The organism is Streptomyces sp. NPDC026589 (assembly GCF_040638385.1).
In the GTDB taxonomy this organism is placed as follows: domain Bacteria; phylum Actinomycetota; class Actinomycetes; order Streptomycetales; family Streptomycetaceae; genus Streptomyces.
Genome location: NZ_JBEZYG010000026.1, coordinates 55,723 through 77,475 on the forward strand (window position 1 = coordinate 55,723; position 21,753 = coordinate 77,475).

Genomic DNA, 21,753 nt, shown 5'->3' on the forward strand with positions numbered 1-21,753 from the left:
GCCGCCATGTCAGACCGTCTCGCACGGTCCGCCGCACCGCCGTCGTCCACCGCGCCGCCCGCGCCGCGATGGCGGCGCAGCAGCCGCTCCACCGGGATGAACAACTGCGTGGAGACCGCCCTGTTGGGCGGCGCACTCCTCGCCGTACGCGACTCCAAGGACGTGCACCGGCCGCCTCTGCGCTTCTCCGCGGCGGCGTGGAGCACCTTCGTGGACGGACTCGGCACGCACGGGGCGAATCCACGGCGCTTCAACTGACCGGAACGTCCGCCTGCCGGGGAGCGGTGGCGAGGACCGTGGCCACCGCGGCCGTGATCTGCTCCTCGGTCAGGTCGGCGCGCGCGGTCAGCCGCAGCCGCGACACACCGTCCGGTACCGACGGCGGGCGGAAGCAGCCCACCGCCATCCCGGCCGCGCGGCAGTCGGCCGCCCAGCGCACCGCCGCGTCCGCCGAGGGCGCCCGGACGGAGACGACGGCCGCGTCGGGCCGGACCGCTCTCAGCCCGGCCGCGGTGAACCGGGTGAACAGCGCGGTGGCCACCTGCCGGGCACGGGCCGCCCGTTCGGGCTCCCGGCGCAGGACCCCGAGGGCGCCGAGCGCGCCGCCGGCCGCCGCCGGGGCGAGTCCGGTGTCGAAGATGAACGTCCGGGCCGTGTTGACCAGGTGGTCGATGACCCGGGCGGGCCCCAGGACCGCTCCGCCCTGGCTGCCCAGCGACTTGGACAGGGTGAGCGTGGCCACGATCCCGTCGCGGCCCGCCAGCCCGGCCGCGGCGAGCGCGCCGCGACCGCCCTCGCCCAGCACTCCGAGGCCGTGGGCGTCGTCGACCAGCAGGGCGGCGTTCGCGGAACGGCAGACCTCGGCCAGGGCGGGGAGCGGGGCGGCGTCACCGTCGACGGAGAAGACCGAGTCGGTGACGGCGAGGGCCCGCCCGTCGTGTTCCCGCAGGGACTTCTCGAACGCGTCCGGGTCGGCGTGGGGCACGACGGCGGTCCCGGCGCGGGAGAGCCGGCAGCCGTCCACGATCGAGGCGTGGTTGCCCGCGTCGGAGACGATGAGGGAGCCGTGTCCGGTCAGCGCGGTCAGCGCGGCGAGATTGGCCGCGTACCCGGAGGAGAGCACGAGGGCCGCCTCGAAACCGCAGAATACGGCGAGTTCCCTTTCCAGCTGGGCGTGCAGGGCGGTGGAGCCGGTGACCAGCCGGGACCCCGTCGCTCCCGCCCCCCAGCGTCGGGCGGCGCCGGCGGCGGCGGCGGTGACCTCCGGGTGCCGGGTGAGGCCCAGATAGTCGTTGCTCGCGAGGTCCAGCAGCTCCGGCTCGGCACCGCGCGGACGCAGGGTCCGTACGAGTCCGGCGGCGGCCCTGCTGCGGGCCTCGTCGTCGATCCAGTCGAACGGGGCGAAGGACATGGGGCGGTCCCTTGGGTAGGCGGGCCCTCGGCGGGCGGCTCCGCGCGGACGGTCCGGTGCGGACGGTCCCTTTGTAGGCAGCCAACAGACCCTAGCCGGGTGCTCAGCAGGTCAGGGTGTGGCAATACACACACCCTCGCCCGGGTCTCCTGTCTGGTTCCTCCTTGGCTGGAGGCGGTGCCGTACGTCAGGATCATCTCTCATGGACCTGCTGAACACGCTGGTGGACAAGGGGCTGCGGCGCGAACTGCCGACCCGCGAAGAAGCGCTCGCCGTACTGGCGACCTCCGACGACGAGCTGCTCGACGTGGTGGCTGCCGCCGGGAAGGTGCGCCGTCAGTGGTTCGGGCGGCGCGTCAAGCTCAATTATCTGGTCAACCTCAAATCGGGGCTCTGCCCCGAGGACTGTTCCTACTGCTCGCAGCGGCTCGGTTCGAAGGCCGGGATCCTCAAGTACACCTGGCTGAAGCCGGACGAGGCGTCCAAGGCCGCCGCCGCGGGCGTGGCGGGCGGCGCCAAGCGGGTCTGCCTGGTCGCGAGCGGGCGCGGCCCGACGGACCGGGACGTCGACCGGGTCTCGAAGACCATCGAGGCGATCAAGGAGGAGAACGAGGGCATCGAGGTCTGCGCCTGCCTCGGACTCCTCTCCGACGGACAGGCCGACCGGCTGCGTTCGGCGGGCGCCGACGCGTACAACCACAACCTGAACACGTCCGAGGAGACGTACGGGGCGATCACCACCACCCACACGTACGCGGACCGGGTGGAGACCGTGCAACAGGCCCAGGCCGCCGGGCTCTCGGCGTGTTCGGGGCTGATCGCCGGGATGGGCGAGAGCGACAAGGACCTGGTCGACGTCGTGTTCGCGCTGCGGGACCTGGACCCCGACTCGGTGCCGGTGAACTTCCTGATCCCGTTCGAGGGAACGCCCCTCGCCAAGGAGTGGAACCTCACCCCGCAGCGCTGCCTGCGGATTCTGGCGATGGTCCGCTTCGTCTGCCCCGACGTCGAGGTCCGGCTCGCGGGGGGCCGTGAGGTGCACCTGCGCTCGATGCAGCCGCTGGCGCTCCACCTGGTCAACTCCATCTTCCTGGGCGACTACCTGACGAGTGAGGGCCAGGCCGGCCAGACCGACCTGGACATGATCGCGGACGCCGGTTTCGAGGTGGAGGGCGCGGGCACCACGACGCTTCCGCGCCACCGGGCCGACGCCCTGGGGGGCGGCTGCGGGACGCGGGACGCCCCCGCGGGGTCCGGCTGCGGAGCGCACGAGGACTCCGGAGCCGCCGACTGCGGTTCCCACGGTGGGGGCGGGGGCTGCGGGCCGTGCGGTGGACACGGGGAGCGGGAGCCGGTGGCTGCCGCCGGCTCCGACGCCGGGGAGAGCGCTCCGGCGGCGCGTACGGACGCCAACGGCGCGGCGCGCACGGATCTGGTGGCGGTGCGCCGACGCGGCGCGGGAACGGATCTCGCGCCCAATGCCTGAGCCGTACGCCCCCGCACTCCCCCTGTCCGCCGCGCCGAAGCCGTACGCCCCCGACGAACTGCGGGCGCTGGACCGGGCGCACGTCTGGCATCCGTACGGTCCGATGCCCGGCCGCCAGGAGCCGCTGATCGTGGAGTCGGCCTCCGGCGTACGGCTCCGGCTCGCCGAACCCGTCGAGGGGCGGAGCGAGTTGGTGGACGGCATGTCCTCCTGGTGGTCGGCGGTGCACGGGTACAACCACCCGGTCCTCAACGAGGCGGCACGCGGCCAGCTGGACCGGATGAGCCATGTGATGTTCGGCGGGCTCACCCATGAGCCCGCCGTCCGGCTGGCGACCCGGCTGGTGGAGATCACCCCCGGGCCGCTCCAGCACGTCTTCCTCGCCGACTCGGGGTCCGTCTCCGTGGAGGTCGCGGTCAAGATGTGCCTCCAGTACTGGCGTTCGGCCGGGCGTCCGGCCAAGCAGCGGCTGCTGACCTGGCGCGGGGGCTATCACGGGGACACCTGGCAGCCGATGTCGGTGTGCGACCCGGAGGGCGGGATGCACGAGCTGTGGTCGGGGTCCCTGCCCCGCCAGGTCTTCGCCGACGCCCCGCCGGACGGCTTCGACGCGGAGCCGGACCCCGCCTACGTGACGCATCTGCGGGACACGATCGCCGCGCACGCCGACGAGCTCGCGGCGGTCATCGTGGAGCCGGTGGTGCAGGGGGCCGGCGGGATGCGGTTCCACTCCCCCGCCTATCTGCGGGTGCTGCGCGAGGCCTGCGACGAGCACGAGGTCCTGCTGGTCCTCGACGAGATCGCGACCGGTTTCGGGCGTACGGGCAAGCTGTTCGCCGCCGGGCACGCCGGGATCTCACCGGACGTCATGTGCGTCGGCAAGGCCCTGACCGGCGGCTATCTCACGATGGCGGCGACGCTGTGCACCACGCGGGTGGCCGAGGGCATCTCCAGCGGCGAGGTGCCGGTGCTGGCGCACGGACCGACGTTCATGGGCAATCCGCTGGCCGCCTCGGTGGCCTCCGCCTCCGTGGACCTGCTGCTCGGGCAGGACTGGGAGGGCGAAGTGGCGCGGATCGGCGCCGGCCTGCGCTCCGGGCTCGCTCCCGCCGCGGACCTCGCCGGGGTGGTGGACGTACGCGTCCTGGGGGCGATCGGGGTCGTCCAGCTCGACCACGAGGTGGACATGGCGGCGGCGACCCGCGCGGCCGTGCGCGAGGGCGTCTGGCTGCGGCCGTTCCGCGATCTCGTCTACACGATGCCGCCGTACGTCACCGAGGACGAGGATGTGGCGCGGATCTGCCGGGCCGTGTGCGCGGCGGCACGGGAGGGCTGAGCCGACATGTCGACGATTCTGGTGGTGTCCGGCACGGGCACGGAGATCGGCAAGACCGTGGTGACCGCCGCGGTGGCGGCCGCCGCGCGGGGCCGCCGGGTCGCGGTGCTCAAGCCCGCGCAGACCGGCCTCGCCCCCGGGGAGCCCGGCGACGCGGCCGAGGTCGCGCGCCTGGCGGGGAGCCAGGTCACGGCGGTCGAACTGGCCCGCTTTCCGGAGCCGTTGGCTCCGGCCACGGCCGCCCGGCGGGCGGGGCTCGTGCCCGTGCGGCCGTACGAGGTCGCCGAGGCCGCGGAGAAGCTGGCCACCGAGCACGATCTCGTACTGGTGGAGGGTGCGGGCGGGCTGCTCGTGCGGTTCGACGACGAGGGCGGCACCCTCGCGGACGCGGCCCGTCTGCTGTCCGCGCCGGTCCTGCTGGTGGTCCCCGCGGGCCTGGGCACGCTGAACGCCACCGCACTGACGGCCGAGGCGCTGCGGAACCGGGGGCTGAGCTGCCGGGGCGTCGTGATCGGCAGCATGCCGGCGGAGCCGGACCTCGCGTCCCGCTGCAACATCGAGGACCTGCCGGTGGCGGCCGGTGCACCGCTGCTCGGCGCGGTACCGGCCGGCGCGGGTTCGCTGTCGGGCGCCGCCTTCGCGGCACGCGCGCCGGGCTGGCTGGCTCCGCAGCTCGGAGGGACCTGGGCGGCGCCGCGCTGACGGGCGCGGCGGGGGTGCCGGGGCGGGCCTCGGGGATTCCTGTCCTGGCTGTCCTCAGGGATTCCCGTCGGGGCGCTCGATGATTGCCGTCGGAGCGCTCGATGATTCCTGTCGGGGCGATCCGGGGGAGAATCGTGGAGGGACGCCACGTCTGCTCCTCAACCGTCACGTCCGCGCCTCAAGCGTCACGACCACTCCTCGACGGAGGTCCGTCATGCAGCCGCGCAGCAGGAAACTCCACCGGGACGCCGTGCACCACCCGGTCTTCGCCCGCTTCTACGCACGGCTGAGCGTGACCGCCGACCTGAAGGGCGGCATCGCCGCGTACCGCGAGGAGCTGCTGTCAGGGCTCTCCGGCCGGGTCATCGAGATCGGCGCCGGGAACGGGCTGAACTTCGCCCACTATCCCGGCGCGGTCTCGGAGATCGTGGCACTGGAGCCGGAACGCTCGCTGCGGCAGCTCGCGGTCCGCTCCGCCCTGCGCGCGGAGGTGCCGGTGGACGTGGTTCCGGGGGCCGCCGAGGCGCTGCCGGTCAAGAGCGAGGCCTTCGACGGGGCGGTGGCGTCCCTGGTCCTGTGCACCGTACGGGATCTGCCCCGGGCGCTCGCCGAGATCAGGCGGGTCCTGCGGCCGGGCGGCGAGCTGCGGTTCTTCGAGCACGGGCTCGCGTCGGGCCGGGCGCTGGCCACGGCGCAGCGGGTGGCCGACCGGACCCTGTGGCCGCTGCTCTTCGGCGGCTGTCACACGGCCCGGGACCCGCTGGCCGCGATCGAGGCGGCGGGCTTCGAGATGGGCACGTACCGCAGGCTCCGGATTCCGGAGACGGGCCTCCAGCTGCCCTCCTCCCCCTGTGTGCTGGGCGTGGCCCGCAAGCCGTTCACCGAGGACTGAGGGCCGAGAGCTGGGGCCGAACCGGATCGAGGAGCGCTTCGCCCGGTCGATCGTGGCGTGTTCCGCCCGGCCTCACACGCTCCACTGCCGCAGCTCGTCGGCGATGGCGCGCACGTCCGCCTTGCCCTGCTTCACCAGCAGCGCCAGATCGCGGACCTGCTCGGGCGAGGTGATGACCTTGAGCCCGGAGGCGACGAGGTAGCCGTAGGCGACGGCCGAGGCGAACATCGCGTTGGAGTGTTCGAGTGCGGGCACGTGCAGGAGCAGTTGCAACAGCGCGGCCGCCCGTGCGTGCGGGTCGCTGTAGACGGCGCTGCCGAAGATCTCCGCGTCATGCCGTGCGACGGCGGCGACGAGCGCACCCCAGTCGACGACCTGCGGGTCTCCGGGCGTCTTGTGCTCGGCGACCATCAGCAACCAGGAAAGGTCGATCCGAAGGTTCAACGGGTGCCTTCGCGCTCCGGGCCGAACTCCTCGGCGAACACCGACTCGTACTGCTTCATGAAGTCGGCCGCGGCCTCGACGAAGGTGTGTCCCGCCTCGCCCGCGTCCTGCTGGACGAGTTCCTCTATGTAGCGGTTCACGCTCATCCCCCTCTGCAGCGCGCGCTGCCGCGCGGCCTCGGCGGTGGCCTCGTCCACTCGAACGTTCAGCTGAGTCTTGGGCACCCGACCACGCTAGCGCGACCGTGCTAGCACCGGCAAGGGGAGCGCGGGGGCGGGGTGCGGGGGCCGGGTGCAGGGGGCCGCGCCCGGACTGTGGAAAGCGATCGACGCCCGTCGCCGCGGATGGTGGGATGGCGGCCATGAACGATCTTTCGATACGGTCCGCGACCCCGGACGATCTGGACGCGGTCCTCGCCTTCTGGAAGACGGCCGCCGAGGGCACCAGCATCAGCGACGACGGGGACGGAGTCGCACGCCTGGTGGAACGCGACCCCGACGCCTTGATACTCGCGGAGCGGGAGGGAGCGCTGGTGGGCACGGTCATCGTGGGCTTCGACGGCTGGCGCTGCCACCTCTACCGGCTCGCGGTCCACCCGGACCAGCGGCGCAGGGGCGTTGGCGGCTCCCTCCTGGCGGCGGCCGAGGAACGGTTCGTCGCACTGGGCGGGCGGCGCGCCGACGCCATGGTCCTCGACCGCAACACATCGGCCCACCACGCCTGGCGCGCGGCGGGGTACGAGCCCCAGCCGCAGTGGAGCCGCTGGGTGAAGCACCTGACCGGCTGAGCGGGACGGCGGGTGCAGACCGCGGTACCGCAGCGCCGGCACGGTACCGCGGAGCTTCCGGCGCGGTACCGCGATATGGAGGCGGTGGGCGGGGCGGCGCTGGGCAGACGCCTACGATGACATGCCCTCATTCACCCCCTGCCGAAAGGTGTGAGCGTCCGTCCATGGGCGAGCCTCCCAGTAGCCGATACGGCCGACACCGCGCGGTCACTCCGCCCCTGCCCGATCATGGGACGGAGGTGAACCGATGATCGAAGTGCTGCTGCTGCTCGTCGCCCTGCTGCTCTGTGTCGCCTGCGGCGCGTTCGTCGCCGCGGAGTTCTCCCTGACCACGGTGGAGCGCGGCGAGCTCGAACGGGCTGTCGAGCGGGGTGACCGGGGCGCCGCGAGCGCGCTCAAGGCGGTCCGGAGCCTCACCTTCCAGCTCTCGGGGGCCCAGCTCGGCATCACCGTCACCAACCTGGTGATCGGCATGCTCTCCGAACCGTCCATCGCCAAGCTGATCCGCGGCCCCGTCGAGGCGGCGGGGCTGCCTCCCGCCGCCGCGTCCACCCTGGCGCTCGTGCTCGGCACGGCGCTCTCCACGGTGGTCCTGATGGTGGTCGGCGAACTGGTCCCGAAGAACTGGGCGATCTCCTCCCCGCTCACCGTGGCCAAGGCGGTGGCCACACCGCAACGCGTGTTCACCGCGCTGTTCCGCCCCTTCATCAGCCACCTCAACAACACGGCCAACCGGCTCGTGCGCCGCTTGGGTCTGGAACCGACCGAGGAGCTGGCCTCCGCCCGCAGTCCGCAGGAGCTGGTGGCGCTGGCCCGGCACTCCGCGAAGGCGGGTGCGCTGGAAGCGGACACGGCCGAACTGTTCGTCCGCACGCTGAACCTCTCGGAGCTGACCGCGGAGAACGTGATGACGCCGCGGGTGCAGGTGACCGCGCTGGAGCTGCGCGCGACGGCCGAGGACGTCGCCAACGCCACCCGGGCGACCGGTCTGTCCCGTTTCCCCGTCTACCGGGGCAACTTGGACACCGTGGTCGGCGTGGCCCACATCAAGGACGTGCTGGCGATCCCCGCCGACCGGAGGCCCCACACCCGGATCTCGGAACTGCTGCGCGAGCCCCTGCTCGTACCGGAGACGCTCACCGTGGACCGACTGCTGGACCGGTTGTCCGGAAGGCTCGCCATGGCCGTGGTGATCGACGAGTACGGCGGGACGGCCGGGGTCGCGACGCTGGAGGACATCGTGGAGGAAGTCGTCGGCGAGGTCCGGGACGAGCACGATCCGCACGAGACACCGGACCTCGCCGCCGCCGGCGAGGACGCCGACGGACGGACCCTGTGGTCGGCCGACGGGGCGGCGCGCACCGACCAGCTCCGCAGGATCGGTCTGCGGGTACCGGACGGGCCCTACGAGACCCTCGCGGGGCTGATCGCCGCCGAGATCGGACGGATCCCGACGGTGGACGACAGCGTCGAGCTGGAGGGGTGGCGGATCGACGTGGTCGACGCCTCGGGCCGCCGTGCCGCGCGGGTCCTGCTGCACGCCCCACTACCGGGGTCCGAGGAACGGACGGAGGACCAGCTGTGATCGTTCTCCAGCTCTTCATCGGCCTGCTGACCCTGGTGGCCAACGCCTTCTTCGTCGGCGCCGAATTCGCGCTGATCTCCGTGCGCCGCAGCCAGATCGAACCGGAGGCCGAGGCCGGGAACCGGCGGGCCCGCAGTGTCATCTGGGGCCTGGAACACGTCTCCGCGCTGCTCGCCGCCGCCCAGCTCGGCATCACGCTCTGCACCCTGGTGCTGGGCATCGTCGCCGAACCGGCCATCGCGCATCTGCTGGAGCCGGCCTTCGACGCGGTGGGAGTGCCGCACGGGCTGGTCCACCCGCTCTCGTTCGTCATCGCGCTGGGCGTGGCCACCTATCTGCACATGCTCCTGGGCGAGATGGTGCCGAAGAACATCGCGCTGGCCGAACCGGCGCGGAGCGCCCTGCTGCTGGGCCCTCCGCTGGTGGCGATGGCCCGTGCCCTGCGGCCGGTGATCTTCGCGATCAACGCGTTCGCCAACACCCTGCTCAAGCTGTTGCGGGTGGAGACGAAGGACGAGGTCTCCGCCACGTTCTCGGACGACGAACTGGCGCGGCTGGTCCAGGACGCCGGGGATGCCGGGCTGGTCGACGACCGCTCCGCGCAACGCCTCCACCATGCTCTGGAGCTGGGCCGCCGGCCGGTACGGGACGTGGTCATGCCGGTCGACCGGGTGCTGTACGCCAGGGTCGGCACCACTCCGGAGGAGCTGGAGCGGCTCTCGTCCGAGTCGGGGTTCTCCCGCTTCCCGGTGATGGACAGCGAGCAGCGCATCCTCGGGTACCTCCATGTGAAGGACGCACTGGACGCTACGCCCCGGGACGTCCCCTTCCCAGTGACGGCGATGCGGCCGATCGCCCGCGTCCGGGCGGCGACTCCGCTGGACGACGTGCTCACCGCCCTGCGGCGCAGCCGGACCCATCTGGCGGCCGTTCTCGACGAGGACGGCCGACTCGCCGGCATGGTCACGATGGAGGACGTGCTCCGCGAACTAGTGGGACGGCCGGGACCCCGGTGACCCCGGCGACCCCGGCGATCTGTTGGCCTGTTGACCTACCGACCGGTACGCTTATCCGGCCATGGAATTGAATGCCTCCTACACCAGTCTCGTCGCGGTCGGCGACTCGTTCACCGAGGGCATGTCGGACCTGCTCCCCGACGGCACCTACCGGGGCTGGGCCGACGTTCTCGCCGCCCGGCTCGCCGTCCGGTCCCCCGGTTTCCGGTACGCCAATCTCGCCGTACGCGGGAAGCTCATCGGCCAGATCGTCGACGATCAGGTGGAGGCGGCGGCCTCGCTCCGGGCCGATGTGGTCACCCTCGTCGGCGGGCTCAACGACACGCTGCGCCCGAAGTGCGACATGGGAATGGTCAGGGGGCGGCTCGAAGAGGCCGTGGAGCGTCTCGCACCGACCTGCGAGCAGCTGGTGCTGATGCGCAGCCCCGGGCGGAGCGGGCCGGTGTTCGACCGGTTCCGCCCCCGGGTGGAGGCGCTGTTCGCCCTGATCGACGATCTGGCGGGGCAGCACGGCGCCGCGGTGGTGGATCTCTACTCCGCGCCCTCGATCGCCGATCCCCGGATGTGGGACGTGGACCGGCTCCATCTCACCGCCGAAGGCCACCGGCGCGTCGCCGAGGCCGTCTGGCAGGCCCTGGGGCTGCCGGCCGAACTGGACTGGCGTGCGCGGATGCCCGCGACCGCGCCGCCGCGGTGGGCGGCCCGGCGAACGGAGGACATCCGCTTCGCCCGTCAGCACCTGGCCCCCTGGATCGGGCGGCGGCTCACCGGCCGCTCCTCCGGCGACGGGCGCTCGGGCGCCCAGTTCGACGCCACGACGGGCCGGGCCTTCTGGATCACGCCGACGGACGCGGAGAACCCGGGCCCGGTGACGGGGTGGCGCCGTGCCGTCTCCCCCGGCACCACGGTGGGTGCCGGGGAGACCGACTGAACCGGTCGCCCGGGCCGACGTCTCTCCCCCCGCTCCTTCGTAGCAAGCCACAAACCGGGGCGCGTCGCTGGCCTGCACAAACCGCCAGTAGAATCCTGTCACGTGACTGCTGTGTCTGCGAAGCCTCGCATCCCCAATGTCCTGGCCGGCCGCTACGCCTCCGCGGAGCTCGCCGTCCTCTGGTCCCCCGAGCAGAAGGTGAAGCTGGAGCGTCAGCTGTGGCTGGCGGTGCTGCGCGCTCAGAAGGACCTCGGGATCGAGGTTCCCGATGCGGCGTTGGCCGACTACGAGCGTGTGCTGGACCAGGTGGACCTGGCCTCGATCGCCGAGCGCGAGAAGATCACGCGGCATGACGTCAAGGCCCGGATCGAGGAGTTCAACGCCCTCGCCGGTCATGAGCAGGTCCACAAGGGCATGACGTCCCGGGACCTGACGGAGAACGTCGAGCAGCTCCAGATCCGCCTTTCGCTGGAACTGATGCGCGACCGCACCGTGGCCGTACTGGCCCGGCTCGGCAGGCTCGCGGCGGAGTACCGCGAGCTCGTCGTCGCCGGACGCTCCCACAACGTCGCCGCGCAGGCGACGACTCTGGGCAAGCGCTTCGCGACCGCGGCCGACGAGATGCTGGTCGCCCACGGCCGCCTGGAGGACCTCCTCTCGCGCTACCCGCTGCGTGGGATCAAGGGCCCGGTCGGCACGGCGCAGGACATGCTGGACCTGCTCGGCGGCGACGCGGGCAAGCTCGCCGATCTGGAACAGCGCATCGCCGGCCACCTCGGCTTCGCCGAGGCGTTCACCTCGGTGGGTCAGGTCTACCCCCGATCGCTCGACTACGACGTGGTCACCGCTCTGGTGCAGCTCGCCGCGGCGCCCTCCTCGGTGGCTAAGACCATCCGCCTGATGGCCGGCCACGAGCTGGTGACCGAGGGCTTCAAGCCCGGCCAGGTCGGCTCGTCCGCGATGCCGCACAAGATGAACACGCGCTCCTGCGAGCGGGTGAACGGTCTGATGGTGATCCTGCGCGGTTACGCCTCGATGACCGGCGAGCTGGCGGGCGACCAGTGGAACGAGGGTGACGTGTCCTGTTCCGTGGTCCGCCGGGTGGCGCTCCCGGACGCGTTCTTCGCGTTCGACGGCCTCCTGGAGACCTTCCTGACGGTGCTGGACGAGTTCGGCGCGTTCCCCGCGGTCGTGGCGCGTGAGCTGGACCGCTACCTTCCGTTCCTGGCGACCACCAAGGTGCTGATGGGCGCCGTCCGGGCCGGAGTGGGCCGCGAGGTGGCGCACGAGGCGATCAAGGAGCACGCGGTCGCCTCCGCCCTCGCGATGCGGGAGCAGGGCGCCGAGCGCAACGAGCTGCTCGACAAGCTCGCCGCGGACGAGCGGATCCCGCTGGACCGCGCGCGGCTGGACGAGCTGATGGCCGACAAGCTCTCGTTCACGGGTGCCGCCGGCGACCAGGTGTCGGCGTTGGTCGCCCGGATCGAGGAGATCACCGAGCGGTACCCCGAGGCCGCGAAGTACGCCCCCGGCTCGATCCTCTGACCGGCACGGCCTCACCGCGTGACCCCCGAAGAGCTGAGCGCCGCCCGTGATCGCACCGTCCCCGATGTGGCCGCGGGCGGTCTGCGCGTGCTCTTCTGCGGCATCAACCCGAGCCTGACGACCGCGGTGACGGGCCACCATTTCGCTCACCCGGGGAACCGGTTCTGGCCGGTCCTGCACCGCGCGGGTTTCACCCCCCGGCAGCTGCGTCCGTCGGAGCAGGCCGAGTTGCTCGGTCTCGGACTCGGCATCACCAACGTGGTGGCGCGGGCCACGGCCCGGGCCGACGAACTCGGCGCGGACGAGTTCCGGGAGGGCGGGGCCGCTCTGACGGCGAAGGTCGAACTGCTCGCGCCCCAGTGGCTCGCGGTGGTCGGCATCACCGCCTACCGCACGGCCTTCGGGGAGCCCCGGGCCCGGATCGGCCCCCAGGACCGCACGGTCGGCGGGGCCCACGTGTGGGCTCTGCCCAACCCCAGCGGCCTCAACGCCCACTGGACGGTCCAGAGCATGGCCGAGGAGTACGCCCGCCTCCGGGACGCCGCCCTCACCCGGCCCCCGACCGACCGGGCGGCCCCCGCCCCCACCCCGACCGACTGAACCGCCCCTGCCTCGCCTCTCCCCCGAACCTCTCGCCCGCGCGTCTGCCCCCCGGGCCTCACGCGTCCCGGTTGCGGACCGCCCACCAGCCCGCCAGGAGCGCGGCCGCCGCCCATACGGCGGTCACCGCCAGGCCGGTCCACGGCCCCGGACCGTCTTCCGGATTCTGGTGCAGCACCGCCTGCCCCGCGCGGTCGGGCAGATAGGTCACCACCGCGGTGGCAACGTCCACCATTACGAAGGGGACGATGAGGAAGAGCGGTATGAGCAGGCCGAGCACCGCCACCGCGCTCCGCAGGAGCGCCGCGAGGCCCGCCGCGAGCAGTGCCATCAGCGCCAGGTAGATCCCCCCGCCGAAGGCGGCACGCAGCGCACCCGGGTGCCCCAGGCCGATCGCGTGCTCCCCCAGGAAGAGCTGACCGACCAGGAACGACGTGAAGCTGGTCACCAGCCCGACGACGAGCACCGATCCGCCGATCGCTGCCATCTTCGCCGCATAGAAGAGGGAGCGTCGGGGAACCGCGGCAAGCGATATGCGCAGGGCTCCGTCGAGGAACTCGGAGGAGACCGCGGTCGCGCCGAACGCGATGGCCGCGATCTGCCCGAAGGTCAGAGCGGAGAAGGCGTTGAGGAGCGCATCGGACCCGGGCTGCTCCGCTTGCTCCTGGCCGGTGGTTCCCAGGATGAGCACGGTGATGGTGAGGGTGGTGGCGAGGACGGCCATCAGGGAGCCGTAGATCGACCGTATCGACCTGATCTTGATCCACTCGGAGTGGAGTACTGCCGTCAGGGTCATGGTCACGCCTCCTGGCGGTTGCGGGTGGGCGAAGCGGCGAAGGGGGTGTCGTCCGCCGTGAGATCGAGGTAGGCCTGCTCCAATGTGGCGCGCTCGTCGCCCAGTTCGAGCAGGCGAATGCCTTCTGCGGCGACGATCGCGCCGATCTCCTCCGCCGTGGCTCCGTCGATCACCCAGCGGCCTTCCTCGGCCCGTACTCCGGACAGGCCCTTGGAGGCCAGCACCGAGTGGAGCCTGTCCGGTTCGGTCGTTCGCAGGCGTACGCGGGGGCGGCTACGGGAGTCGAGGAACTGCTTCATCGGCATATCGGCGAGCAGCCGGCCCCGGCCGAGCACCACCAGGTGGTCCGCGAAGGAAGCGGTCTCGTTCATGAGGTGGCTGGAGACCAGCACCGTCCGGCCCTCGCGGGCGAGCCGCTTCATGAGTTCGCGGATCCAGATGATGCCTTCGGGATCCAGGCCGTTCGACGGCTCGTCGAGCATGACCACCCGCGGGTCGCCGAGCAGGGCGGCAGCGATGCCGAGACGCTGCCGCATGCCGAGGGAGAAGGACTTGATCCGCCGTGCGCCCACGTCGCCGAGCCCGGTCTCCTCCAGCACGGCCTTCACCCGCGACATGGGTATCCCGTTGCTCACCGCGAGTACGGCAAGATGGCTGCGCGGTGTGCGTGAGCCATGGGCGGCCTGCGCGTCGAGCAGAGCGCCGACGGTGCGCAGGGGTTCGGTGAGCTGTGCGTAGGGTTTCCCCCCGATCGTGGCCGAGCCGCCGGTCGGCCGGTCCAGGCCAAGGACGAGACGCATGGTCGTGGACTTGCCGGCGCCGTTGGGGCCGAGGAATCCGGTGACCCTGCCCGGTTGCACGCGAAAGCTGAGGCGGTCCACCGCACGGGTGGTTCCGTACTCCTTGGTGAGCTCGTGGACGTCGATGCTGGTCATGTCCACCAGCCTGGCCCGTACGCCGGGCGGCCCGCCTCCCCCGTCAGCGGGGATCGTCTCCCTCGCATGGGGGAGCCGGTGTGCCCGGCCCGCTGGGACGATGGGGACATGCACCGCATCCTCACCCCGCTGACCAGCGCGGTCACTTACAGCCGCTGGTTGCACATGTTCATTCCGGCTGCCGCGGCCAGTCTGTGGTTCTTCATCTCCGACCAGCTCTGGATGCCCCTGCTCTTCGCGGTGCCCGTGGGCCTCATACCCGCGATGCGGCTCGAGGAGGGTCTGCAGGCGCAGTTGCTGCTGACTCCGTCCGAGCGCGGGCAGCCGGACGCCTCCATCTCGGTGGCTTCCTCGACGAGTTGGGCGGAGCGGTGGCGGACCGTGCTCTGGCTGGAGGTGCGGCTCCTGATCTCGGCCGCGGCGATCCTGGCCCTCTGGCTGCCCGTGGCGTCGATCGAGCTCGTCCTGTCGGCGACGGGCAGGTCTCCGGAAGGGCTGGTGGAGGGCATGAGTCCGCACTGGTGGAACGCGCTGCTCGCACCGCTGCCGATCATTCCGCTGCTCGTTCTGGTGGTGGTCGGCGGCCGGCTCAGTACGGCGGCCGCCCGGTGGCTGCTCGGCCCGTCGCCGACGGACCGGCTGAGCGTGTTGGAGGAGCTGACCGAGCAGTTGTTGGAGCGCAATCGCATGGCGCGGGAGCTGCACGATTCCATCGGCCACGCTCTGACGGTGGCGGTGGTGCAGGCCGGTGCGGCGCGGGCGGCGAATGATCCGGCGTTCACCGAGCGGGCGCTGGCCGCCATCGAGGAGACGGGGCGTGATGCGCTGGAGGACCTGGAGCGGGTGCTGCGGGTGCTGCGTGAATCCGGCACACCCGTGAGCCGGCGGCCGACGCTGGGAGAGGTGGAGCGGCTGCTGGACTCCGCGAGGAGTTCCGGGGCGCAGGTGGATGCGCGGGTGTCCGGGAATCTGGGACTGGTCCCGGCTCCGGTTTCGCGGGAGGGGTATCGGATTCTTCAGGAGAGCCTCACCAATGTGCTCCGTCACGCGGGGCCGGTACCCATCCGGGTGAGCATCACGGTGGCCGACGGGCGGCTGGAGTTGGAGGTGATCAATCCGCTCTCCGGAGCGGCCGGTCTGCCGGGAAGCGGCAGTGGGTTGCGCGGTATGCGGGAGCGGGCCGCGCTGCTGGGCGGGAAGGCGCGGATGGAGTCGTGGGAGGGCGATTGGCGGGTGCGCGTGAGCCTCCCCCTGGACGGCATACGCTGGTCTGATGCCCTTCACCGTTCTGCTGGTCGATGACGAGCCGTTGGTACGCGCCGGACTGCGTGCCGTCCTGGAGGCCCAGCCCGATATCGAGGTGGTGGGCGAGGCGGCGGACGGCGCGGCGGTGCTCCCCCTGGTGAACCGATTGCGGCCCGATGTGGTGGCGATGGATGTGCGGATGCCTCTGATGGACGGCATCGAGGCGACCCGGCTGGTGCTGCGTACGGTGCCGGACCCCCCGAAGATCCTGGTGGTGACGACGTTCGAGAACGACGAGTACGTGTACGAGGCGTTGAGGGCGGGGGCGGACGGCTTTCTGCTCAAGCGAGCCCGCCCCGCGGAGATCGTGCATGCCGTGCGTCTGGTGGCCGAGGGGGAGTCCCTGCTGTTCCCGGCGGCGGTCCGGCAGCTCGCCGCGGAGTACGGGACGGACAAAGCACGGGCCGCTCTCGACCGGGCGGCGCTCACCGAGCGGGAGGCGGCGGTCCTCCGGTTGATGGCCCGAGGCCTGTCGAACGCGGAGATCGCGGCTACCCTCGTCGTCGGGACGGAGACGGTGAAGTCCCACGTCAGCTCGGTCCTGGCGAAGTTGGGGGCCAGGGATCGTACCCAGGCGGTCATCGCCGCGTACGAGTCCGGCTTCGTCGCTCCGGGGTGACCGAGGTTGCGGCTCGATACCGGCTTCCCTCGCTGGTCGCAGGGCTCCCGGCCAGCGAGTACGATCCGGCAGACATGCGCACTAGCTGGGAGGACATACCGTGGGCCGGCTGACCGGTGGGGACCCGTCGCTGTTGCGACGGATCAATTCCGCGGTAGTACTGCACGCCCTGAGAGGGGCCGGCGCGCCGACGCTGACGGACCTGACACGGATCACCGGGCTGTCCCGGCCGACGGTCGAAGGGGTCGTCGAGGGGCTGTTCGAAGCGGGTCTCGTGGTCGAGGCGCTGCCCGACGAGGGCGAGGCACGGCGCCAGGGGCGCCCTGCCCGGAGGTTCCGTTTCCGGGCCGAGGCGGGGCATCTCCTCGGGGTGGAGATCGGCCCGCACCGGGTGTCGGCGCTCATCTCGGGGCTCGACGGCCGCATCGTCGGGGCGGGCTCCCGCGTGGTGTCCGAGACTGCCGGCGCGGACGACCGGCTCGACCAGGTACGGGCCGTCATCGCGGACGTACTGCGACGCACCGGGGTGGCCCGGAGCAGTCTGCGTGCGGTCGGCGTGGGCAGCCCCGGGATCGTGGAGGCCGACGGCACCGTGCGGCTGGGTACGGCGTTGCCGGACTGGACCGGCCTCGCGCTCGGGGAGCGGCTGCGCCGTTCGTTCCGCTGCCCCGTGCTCGTCGAGAACGACGCCAACGCCGCCGCGGTCGCCGAGCACTGGAAGGGCGCGGCCACCGAGTCCGACGACGTGGTCTTCGTGCTGGCGGGGCTGAGCCCCGGGGCGGGGTCCTTGATCGGCGGGCGTCTGCACCGGGGGTTCGGCGGGGCTGCCGGGGAGATCGGCGCTCTGCACCTGCTGGGCAGGGACGTGACGCCGGAGCATCTGCTGTCGACGACGGACACGCCGCTGGACCCGCTGGACGAGGTTGCGGTGGCCGCGGTGTTCGCCAAGGCCCGGGAGGGCGACGCCGGGGCCCAGGCGGCGGTCGAGCGCTTCCTTCAGCGGCTGGTGCACGATGTGGCGGCGCTGGTGCTGGCACTCGACCCGGAGCTGGTCGTGGTGGGTGGCTGGGCCGCCGGGCTGGACGGGGTATTGGAGCCCCTGCGCAGAGAGCTGGCTCGCTACTGCCTGCGCCCGCCCCGGGTGACCCTGTCGCTGCTCGGGGAGGCCGCCGTCGCGACGGGGGCGTTGCGGCTCGCCCTGGACCACGTCGAGGAGCAGCTGTTCGCCGTCGAAGGTGCTGTGACGGCCCGCCGCTGACCGCGGGGAGGGTCGGCACACGGACCGTGTGCGCTTCGCTGGGTCGGGGAACGAACGCTGTCCGGGAGCCGTGGGACTACGGGCGCTGCCCCGGGAGTCCGGGGCGTCACGGGTGCTTCCCTGGGCCGGGTTGATCACCGGCGCTGTCCCCTGAGCCGGATCGGGCGGGAACACGCGCGCCCGCCGGCTCCCGGGGACTGGCGTCCTGGAGAAGCGGCGGGCGTGGGGCCGAGCGGGTCGGAGGCGTCAGGATGCCTGGCGCTCCGGCTGGTCGTCGTGGCTGATCTCCAGCGCGCCGGAGTCCCCGAAGGTGAGCCGGCAGGTGTCCGCGCGGTAGGTGGCGACCGACACGGCCGCCGTGCCGTCCGCGGTGAAGTAGCGGGTGGTGACGACGAGGACGGGGGCGCCGGGGAGCCGGTCCAGCTCCTTGGCGTCGGCCGCGCGCGCCGAGCCGAGCTCCACGGAGCGGTCCTGTCCGTGCAGGCCGAGCCGGTGCAGCTCGCGCAGCACGCTCCGGGCGCGGACGGCGCCGGACGGGGCCTCGATGGCGGAGAGGTCGGGCACCGAGGAGGCGGGGATGTAGAGGAGTTCCGCCGCCACCGCCTGCCCCTGGGTGTCACGGATACGGCGCACCACGTGCACCGGTTCGGCGGGGTCGGTGCCGAGCATGGAGGCCACCGCCGCAGGGGCCTTGTCCATGGCACTGTCGACCGGCTGCCAGGCCTCGCCGCTGACGCCGCCTGTCCATTCGTGCTGGGCGGTGGAGACGGCGATGCCCACGCGCGGCGGGGCGACGGTCGTCCCGACACCACGGCGGCGCTGCAGTCTGCCTTCGAGTTCGAGCTGCTCCAGGGCCTGCCGGAGCGTGGCTCGCGCGACACCGAACCGCGCCGCGAGGTCCCGCTCGTTGGGCAGGATCTCCCCCACCGCAAAGTCCGAGTCGAGTGCCTCACTGAGCACGGTCTTGAGGTGCCAGTACTTCGGCTCCTGTACCGATTCCAGCTGCGTGGTCCCCACCCTGATCCTCCGCAATCGCCCGGCGTCTTTTCCGCGACGTTATTTATTAAAGGTTCCTGTCTTAAGGGGAGACCCTAGGACGGCATACCCCCTTGGTCAAGACCAATCCTTATTCCGTAACGGAACGAAACGGAACTCTGGCGCAGAGCGTTCACACGACGTTCGTGGTGCCGTGAGGCGAGCGCAGCACAGAGCCCCGCCATCACGACGGACGGCAGGGCTCTGACCAGGCCCGCGACGGACCTGCGGGACACCGGGGACCGAGGGGGCCGGTGGTGCTTTTGGTTATATGACGGGCAGCCCGGAAAGCTTGTCCGGATTACGAATGATATAGGCGCATTGAATAACACCTTGGCTGACTTCGATCTGGAAGACGGCGTCGGCCTTCCCTCCGACGAAGTAGACGGCGGCGGGCCCAGCGTTGAGCTCCATGATGCGGACCTCCCCGTCGGGGCCGAGGCTCCCCGCCACGGCGAAGAGGAAGCGGCCGACCTTGTCCGCGGAATCGATGATCCGCCGCGGCGCCTTCGCCTTGCCACCGCTGTCGCTGACCAGCCGGACGTCCGGGGCCAGCAGTGCGAGCAGTTGCTCGATGCCGCCTCCGGAGGCGGCGGCCAGGAAGCGTTCGGTGAGATCGCGGCGCTCGGCCGGATCCACTTCGTAACGCGGCTTGCGCTCCTCCACATGCCGCCTGGCACGGCCGGCGAGCTGCCGGACGGCCTCCTCGGTGCGGTCCAGGGCTGTGGCGATCTCGGCGTACGGGAAACCGAAGGCCTCCCGGAGCACGAACACCGCGCGCTCCAGCGGCGAAAGTGATTCGAGGACGACCAGCACGGCCAGTGACACGGAATCGGCGAGGACGGCGCGCTCGGCGGTGTCCGGCACCGCGGGGCCGAACTCCGTGACCACCGGCTCCGGCAGCCAGGGCCCCGTGTACGACTCCCGGCGTGACTGGAGGTGCCGGAGCCGGTCGATGGCCAGCCGGGTGGTGATCCGCACCAGGAAGGCCCGCGGCTCCCGGATGTCCTCGCGCGCCGCCGCCGACCACCTCAGCCACGCCTCCTGGACCACGTCCTCGGCGTCGGCGACACGGCCGAGCATGCGGTAGGCGACACCGATGAGAACGGGCCGGTGTTCCTCGAAGAGCTCGGTCGCGGTGTCGACGGTCATCGGCCCATCCCAGCCCACCGGCCACGCGCTGTCCAGCGGGAATCGCCGAGCCCCTTGAACTACAAGCTACCCGACGGTAATTGTTGTTGACACGACGTCTACCCACTCCAGGGAGCAGCAGCATGACCACCACGGTCTCCTTCACCGTCGCAACGGCCGACGCCCCCCGTCCGGTCTCGGTCGCGTACGAACGGACCGGCTCGGGCGAACCGTTGCTGCTCCTGCACGGCATCGGACACCATCTGAGGGCCTGGGACCCGGTGACACGGATCCTGGCCGCCGAGCGCGAGGTGATAGCCGTGGACCTGCCCGGCTTCGGCACCTCGCCCGCGCTGCCGGACGGCGTCCCCTACGATCTCGCGACCGTCGGCCGGGTGCTCGGAGCCTTCTGCGCCGAACTCGGCCTGGACCGCCCCCATGTGGCCGGGAACTCGCTGGGCGGCCTGCTCGCGCTGGAACTGGGGCGCACCGCGCTGGTGCGGTCGGTGACCGCGCTCTCCCCGGCGGGCTTCTGGACCGAGGCGGAACGGCGCTACGCCTTCGGCACCCTGCGGACGATGCGCCGGAGCGCGCTGGCCCTGCCGGTGGGTCTGATCGAGCGCCTGTCGCGCAGCGCTGCCGGCCGGGCTGCCCTCACGAGCACCATCTACGCCCGGCCCGGCAGGCGTTCACCGGATGCCGTCGTCGCCGAGACGCTCGCCCTGCGCGGAGCGACCGGCTTTCACCAGACGCTGGAGACCGGCAGGGGCCTGTTCTTCGGCGACGGCGTGAAGGGCGTCCCCGTCTCCGTCGCCTGGGGCACCCGCGACCGGATACTGCCGCGTCGGCAGGGGGTCCGCGCCAAGCGGGTGATCCCCCATGCCCGGCTCGTACGGCTGCCCGGCTGCGGGCACGTCCCGATGAGCGACGACCCCGCCCTCGTGGCCCGCGTCATCCTGGACACCAGCCGCTGAGCCGGCCGGTCGGGGCGGCGGCGCCCCGACCGCCCCTCGCCGCCCGAAGACGCCGGAACCGTACGCCACACCGGCGCCGACCAGGAGACTTCCCACGCCCTGCGCGATGCCGTACGTCCCGGCACCGACGAGAGGTGCGGTCAGGGCGGCGGAGACCGGGATCAGGCCCGAGAAGAGTGTGGCGCGTTCTGCTCCGATGCGCTGTATCCCGCTGTACCAGCAGACGAATCCGATCACGGTGACGACGACGGCCTGCCACAGCAGGGCCACCGCCTCGCCGCCCGTCGGGACGCGCAGGAACGACCCGCCGTCCATCAGCAGACCGAGCAGCGCCGACTCGACGGCCGCGACACCGCAGACCGTCGCGGAGAGCAGCTTCGGGCCGAGCGGCCGCAGCACAGGCACGGCGAGGACCGCGAAGCCGACCTCGCCCGCGAGCGCGCCCACCGAGAAGAGCACGCCCGCCAGGTCGGTGCGCCCCCAGCCCTGAACGGTGAACGCCCCGACGGCGACGAGTCCGGCCGCGTACAGCGTGACGCGGGACGGGCGACGGCCGTCCAGCAGCGGGACGAGCACGCCCACCACGATCGGCGCACAGCCCACGAATACACCCGGAACGGCTGGTTCCGCCGATTGTTCGGCCGCCAGGACCGCCATGTTGAAACCGACCATGCCCACGGCGGCGAGCAGTGCGATCCGCCCCCACTGCCGGCGGGTGAGACTCCGGAGCCGGGCCGTCGCGGAGTCGGGGTCGCGCCGCAGCAGCGGGACGAGCAGGAGCGCGGCGAGACCGTAGCGGAGCGCTTGGCCACCCGCGAACGGGTAGTCGCCGAGCACGCTGTTGGCCGTGAAGGATGCCCCCACCAGCACGCACGCGAGGGCCGCGAGGAGGGCCCCGCGCAGAGAGGTTGCGTTCATGGGGTCGACGCTAGGGTCGGCGGCGGACCGGTTTAAGGTCCACTTCC

22 protein-coding genes and 1 pseudogene are annotated in these 21,753 nt (G+C 72.1%); 15 read left to right on the top strand and 8 right to left on the bottom strand.

The genetic code is table 11. From position 1 onward, the window contains the following. Window positions 1-6: 6 nt before the first annotated feature. Window positions 7-258, top strand: coding sequence for a DUF397 domain-containing protein (locus AB0F29_RS33540; RefSeq protein ID WP_361880238.1), 252 nt, complete (start codon window positions 7-9; stop codon window positions 256-258). Here the strand turns inward: AB0F29_RS33540 and AB0F29_RS33545 are convergent. Next, window positions 251-1,411, bottom strand: coding sequence for an 8-amino-7-oxononanoate synthase (locus AB0F29_RS33545; RefSeq protein ID WP_361880240.1), 1,161 nt, complete (start codon window positions 1,409-1,411; stop codon window positions 251-253). The genes AB0F29_RS33540 and AB0F29_RS33545 overlap by 8 nt on opposite strands. Window positions 1,412-1,613: 202 nt before the next feature. On the opposite strand from AB0F29_RS33545, the gene bioB reads away from it, so the two are divergent. From bioB to AB0F29_RS33565, 4 genes are all read left to right on the top strand, one after another. Next, window positions 1,614-2,897: a biotin synthase BioB gene (bioB, locus tag AB0F29_RS33550; protein ID WP_361880243.1), complete on the top strand. Its 1,284-nt coding sequence runs from the start codon at window positions 1,614-1,616 to the stop codon at window positions 2,895-2,897. Further along, entirely contained in the window at window positions 2,890-4,233 is a 1,344-nt protein-coding gene (locus tag AB0F29_RS33555; protein WP_361880246.1) for an adenosylmethionine--8-amino-7-oxononanoate transaminase, read from the top strand. Before bioB ends, AB0F29_RS33555 begins: the two co-directional genes overlap by 8 nt. Before the next feature lie 6 nt (window positions 4,234-4,239). Continuing rightward, window positions 4,240-4,935, top strand: coding sequence for a dethiobiotin synthase (gene bioD, locus AB0F29_RS33560; RefSeq protein ID WP_361880249.1), 696 nt, complete (start codon window positions 4,240-4,242; stop codon window positions 4,933-4,935). A gap of 214 nt (window positions 4,936-5,149) precedes the next feature. Further along, window positions 5,150-5,827: a class I SAM-dependent methyltransferase gene (locus AB0F29_RS33565; protein ID WP_361880252.1), complete on the top strand. Its 678-nt coding sequence runs from the start codon at window positions 5,150-5,152 to the stop codon at window positions 5,825-5,827. 72 nt (window positions 5,828-5,899) lie between these two features. On the opposite strand, the gene AB0F29_RS33570 is transcribed toward AB0F29_RS33565, so the two are convergent. Both AB0F29_RS33570 and AB0F29_RS33575 read right to left on the bottom strand, forming a co-directional pair. Beyond that, window positions 5,900-6,271 carry a hypothetical protein gene (locus tag AB0F29_RS33570; RefSeq protein WP_018957883.1) on the bottom strand — a complete coding sequence of 124 codons (372 nt, stop codon included), beginning with the start codon at window positions 6,269-6,271 and terminating at the stop codon, window positions 5,900-5,902. After that, on the bottom strand, window positions 6,268-6,495 hold the full coding sequence (locus tag AB0F29_RS33575; protein ID WP_361880255.1) for an antitoxin: 228 nt from the start codon (window positions 6,493-6,495) through the stop codon (window positions 6,268-6,270). The genes AB0F29_RS33570 and AB0F29_RS33575 overlap by 4 nt, the downstream gene beginning before the upstream one ends. A 128-nt stretch (window positions 6,496-6,623) precedes the next feature. Between AB0F29_RS33575 and AB0F29_RS33580 the strand changes: the two genes are divergently transcribed. The 6 genes from AB0F29_RS33580 (at window position 6,624) to mug (ending at window position 12,735) form a co-directional block, all read left to right on the top strand. Then, window positions 6,624-7,058 carry a GNAT family N-acetyltransferase gene (locus AB0F29_RS33580; RefSeq protein ID WP_361880258.1) on the top strand — a complete coding sequence of 145 codons (435 nt, stop codon included), beginning with the start codon at window positions 6,624-6,626 and terminating at the stop codon, window positions 7,056-7,058. A gap of 247 nt (window positions 7,059-7,305) precedes the next feature. Then, window positions 7,306-8,643, top strand: coding sequence for a hemolysin family protein (locus AB0F29_RS33585; protein ID WP_361880261.1), 1,338 nt, complete (start codon window positions 7,306-7,308; stop codon window positions 8,641-8,643). Continuing rightward, entirely contained in the window at window positions 8,640-9,659 is a 1,020-nt protein-coding gene (locus tag AB0F29_RS33590; protein WP_361880264.1) for a hemolysin family protein, read from the top strand. Before AB0F29_RS33585 ends, AB0F29_RS33590 begins: the two co-directional genes overlap by 4 nt. 61 nt (window positions 9,660-9,720) lie before the next feature. Then, the gene (locus tag AB0F29_RS33595) at window positions 9,721-10,590 is read left to right on the top strand and encodes an SGNH/GDSL hydrolase family protein (RefSeq protein WP_361880266.1); all 870 of its coding nucleotides are present in this window, start codon (window positions 9,721-9,723) and stop codon (window positions 10,588-10,590) included. A gap of 102 nt (window positions 10,591-10,692) precedes the next feature. After that, window positions 10,693-12,135, top strand: a complete 1,443-nt coding sequence (gene purB, locus AB0F29_RS33600; RefSeq protein WP_361880269.1) for an adenylosuccinate lyase — start codon at window positions 10,693-10,695, stop codon at window positions 12,133-12,135. Window positions 12,136-12,153: 18 nt separating this feature from the next. Then, window positions 12,154-12,735, top strand: a complete 582-nt coding sequence (mug, locus tag AB0F29_RS33605) for a G/U mismatch-specific DNA glycosylase (RefSeq protein ID WP_361880272.1) — start codon at window positions 12,154-12,156, stop codon at window positions 12,733-12,735. Between the two features lie 58 nt (window positions 12,736-12,793). Here the strand turns inward: mug and AB0F29_RS33610 are convergent, their stop codons facing one another. Both AB0F29_RS33610 and AB0F29_RS33615 read right to left on the bottom strand, forming a co-directional pair. After that, the gene (locus AB0F29_RS33610) at window positions 12,794-13,531 is read right to left on the bottom strand and encodes an ABC transporter permease (RefSeq protein ID WP_361880275.1); all 738 of its coding nucleotides are present in this window, start codon (window positions 13,529-13,531) and stop codon (window positions 12,794-12,796) included. A gap of 2 nt (window positions 13,532-13,533) precedes the next feature. After that, entirely contained in the window at window positions 13,534-14,466 is a 933-nt protein-coding gene (locus AB0F29_RS33615) for an ATP-binding cassette domain-containing protein (protein WP_361880278.1), read from the bottom strand. Between the two features lie 108 nt (window positions 14,467-14,574). Here AB0F29_RS33615 and AB0F29_RS33620 point away from each other — a divergent pair, with 108 nt between their 5' ends. The 3 genes from AB0F29_RS33620 (at window position 14,575) to AB0F29_RS33630 (ending at window position 17,648) form a co-directional block, all read left to right on the top strand. Next, entirely contained in the window at window positions 14,575-15,768 is a 1,194-nt protein-coding gene (locus AB0F29_RS33620; protein ID WP_361880281.1) for a histidine kinase, read from the top strand. Continuing rightward, entirely contained in the window at window positions 15,740-16,390 is a 651-nt protein-coding gene (locus tag AB0F29_RS33625; protein ID WP_265602966.1) for a response regulator transcription factor, read from the top strand. Before AB0F29_RS33620 ends, AB0F29_RS33625 begins: the two co-directional genes overlap by 29 nt. A gap of 100 nt (window positions 16,391-16,490) precedes the next feature. Next, window positions 16,491-17,648, top strand: coding sequence for an ROK family transcriptional regulator (locus tag AB0F29_RS33630; RefSeq protein ID WP_361880284.1), 1,158 nt, complete (start codon window positions 16,491-16,493; stop codon window positions 17,646-17,648). 246 nt (window positions 17,649-17,894) lie between these two features. Here the strand turns inward: AB0F29_RS33630 and AB0F29_RS33635 are convergent, their stop codons facing one another. Next, entirely contained in the window at window positions 17,895-18,665 is a 771-nt protein-coding gene (locus AB0F29_RS33635) for a GntR family transcriptional regulator (protein ID WP_361880287.1), read from the bottom strand. A 285-nt stretch (window positions 18,666-18,950) separates the two neighbouring features. Beyond that, the gene (gene sigJ / locus AB0F29_RS33640; protein ID WP_361880290.1) at window positions 18,951-19,835 is read right to left on the bottom strand and encodes an RNA polymerase sigma factor SigJ; all 885 of its coding nucleotides are present in this window, start codon (window positions 19,833-19,835) and stop codon (window positions 18,951-18,953) included. Window positions 19,836-19,957: 122 nt separating this feature from the next. Between sigJ and AB0F29_RS33645 the strand changes: the two genes are divergently transcribed. After that, window positions 19,958-20,788: an alpha/beta fold hydrolase gene (locus tag AB0F29_RS33645; RefSeq protein ID WP_361880293.1), complete on the top strand. Its 831-nt coding sequence runs from the start codon at window positions 19,958-19,960 to the stop codon at window positions 20,786-20,788. Window positions 20,789-20,863: 75 nt separating this feature from the next. On the opposite strand, the pseudogene AB0F29_RS33650 reads toward AB0F29_RS33645, so the two are convergent. Further along, window positions 20,864-21,706, bottom strand: a pseudogene (locus tag AB0F29_RS33650) (DMT family transporter); the annotation flags it as partial. Between the last annotated feature and the right edge of the window lie 47 nt (window positions 21,707-21,753).

Coding starts and splice junctions, on each gene's coding strand:
- AB0F29_RS33545 (WP_361880240.1), bottom strand. CDS start 1,411: ATGTCCTTCGCCCCGTTCGACTGGATCGACGACGAGGCCCGCAGCAGG.
- sigJ (WP_361880290.1), bottom strand. CDS start 19,835: ATGACCGTCGACACCGCGACCGAGCTCTTCGAGGAACACCGGCCCGTT.
- AB0F29_RS33565 (WP_361880252.1), top strand. CDS start 5,150: ATGCAGCCGCGCAGCAGGAAACTCCACCGGGACGCCGTGCACCACCCG.
- AB0F29_RS33595 (WP_361880266.1), top strand. CDS start 9,721: ATGGAATTGAATGCCTCCTACACCAGTCTCGTCGCGGTCGGCGACTCG.
- AB0F29_RS33540 (WP_361880238.1), top strand. CDS start 7: ATGTCAGACCGTCTCGCACGGTCCGCCGCACCGCCGTCGTCCACCGCG.
- AB0F29_RS33585 (WP_361880261.1), top strand. CDS start 7,306: ATGATCGAAGTGCTGCTGCTGCTCGTCGCCCTGCTGCTCTGTGTCGCC.
- AB0F29_RS33580 (WP_361880258.1), top strand. CDS start 6,624: ATGGCGGCCATGAACGATCTTTCGATACGGTCCGCGACCCCGGACGAT.
- AB0F29_RS33620 (WP_361880281.1), top strand. CDS start 14,575: ATGCACCGCATCCTCACCCCGCTGACCAGCGCGGTCACTTACAGCCGC.
- AB0F29_RS33615 (WP_361880278.1), bottom strand. CDS start 14,466: ATGACCAGCATCGACGTCCACGAGCTCACCAAGGAGTACGGAACCACC.
- bioD (WP_361880249.1), top strand. CDS start 4,240: ATGTCGACGATTCTGGTGGTGTCCGGCACGGGCACGGAGATCGGCAAG.
- AB0F29_RS33645 (WP_361880293.1), top strand. CDS start 19,958: ATGACCACCACGGTCTCCTTCACCGTCGCAACGGCCGACGCCCCCCGT.
- bioB (WP_361880243.1), top strand. CDS start 1,614: ATGGACCTGCTGAACACGCTGGTGGACAAGGGGCTGCGGCGCGAACTG.
- AB0F29_RS33625 (WP_265602966.1), top strand. CDS start 15,740: ATGCCCTTCACCGTTCTGCTGGTCGATGACGAGCCGTTGGTACGCGCC.
- AB0F29_RS33555 (WP_361880246.1), top strand. CDS start 2,890: ATGCCTGAGCCGTACGCCCCCGCACTCCCCCTGTCCGCCGCGCCGAAG.
- AB0F29_RS33610 (WP_361880275.1), bottom strand. CDS start 13,531: ATGACCCTGACGGCAGTACTCCACTCCGAGTGGATCAAGATCAGGTCG.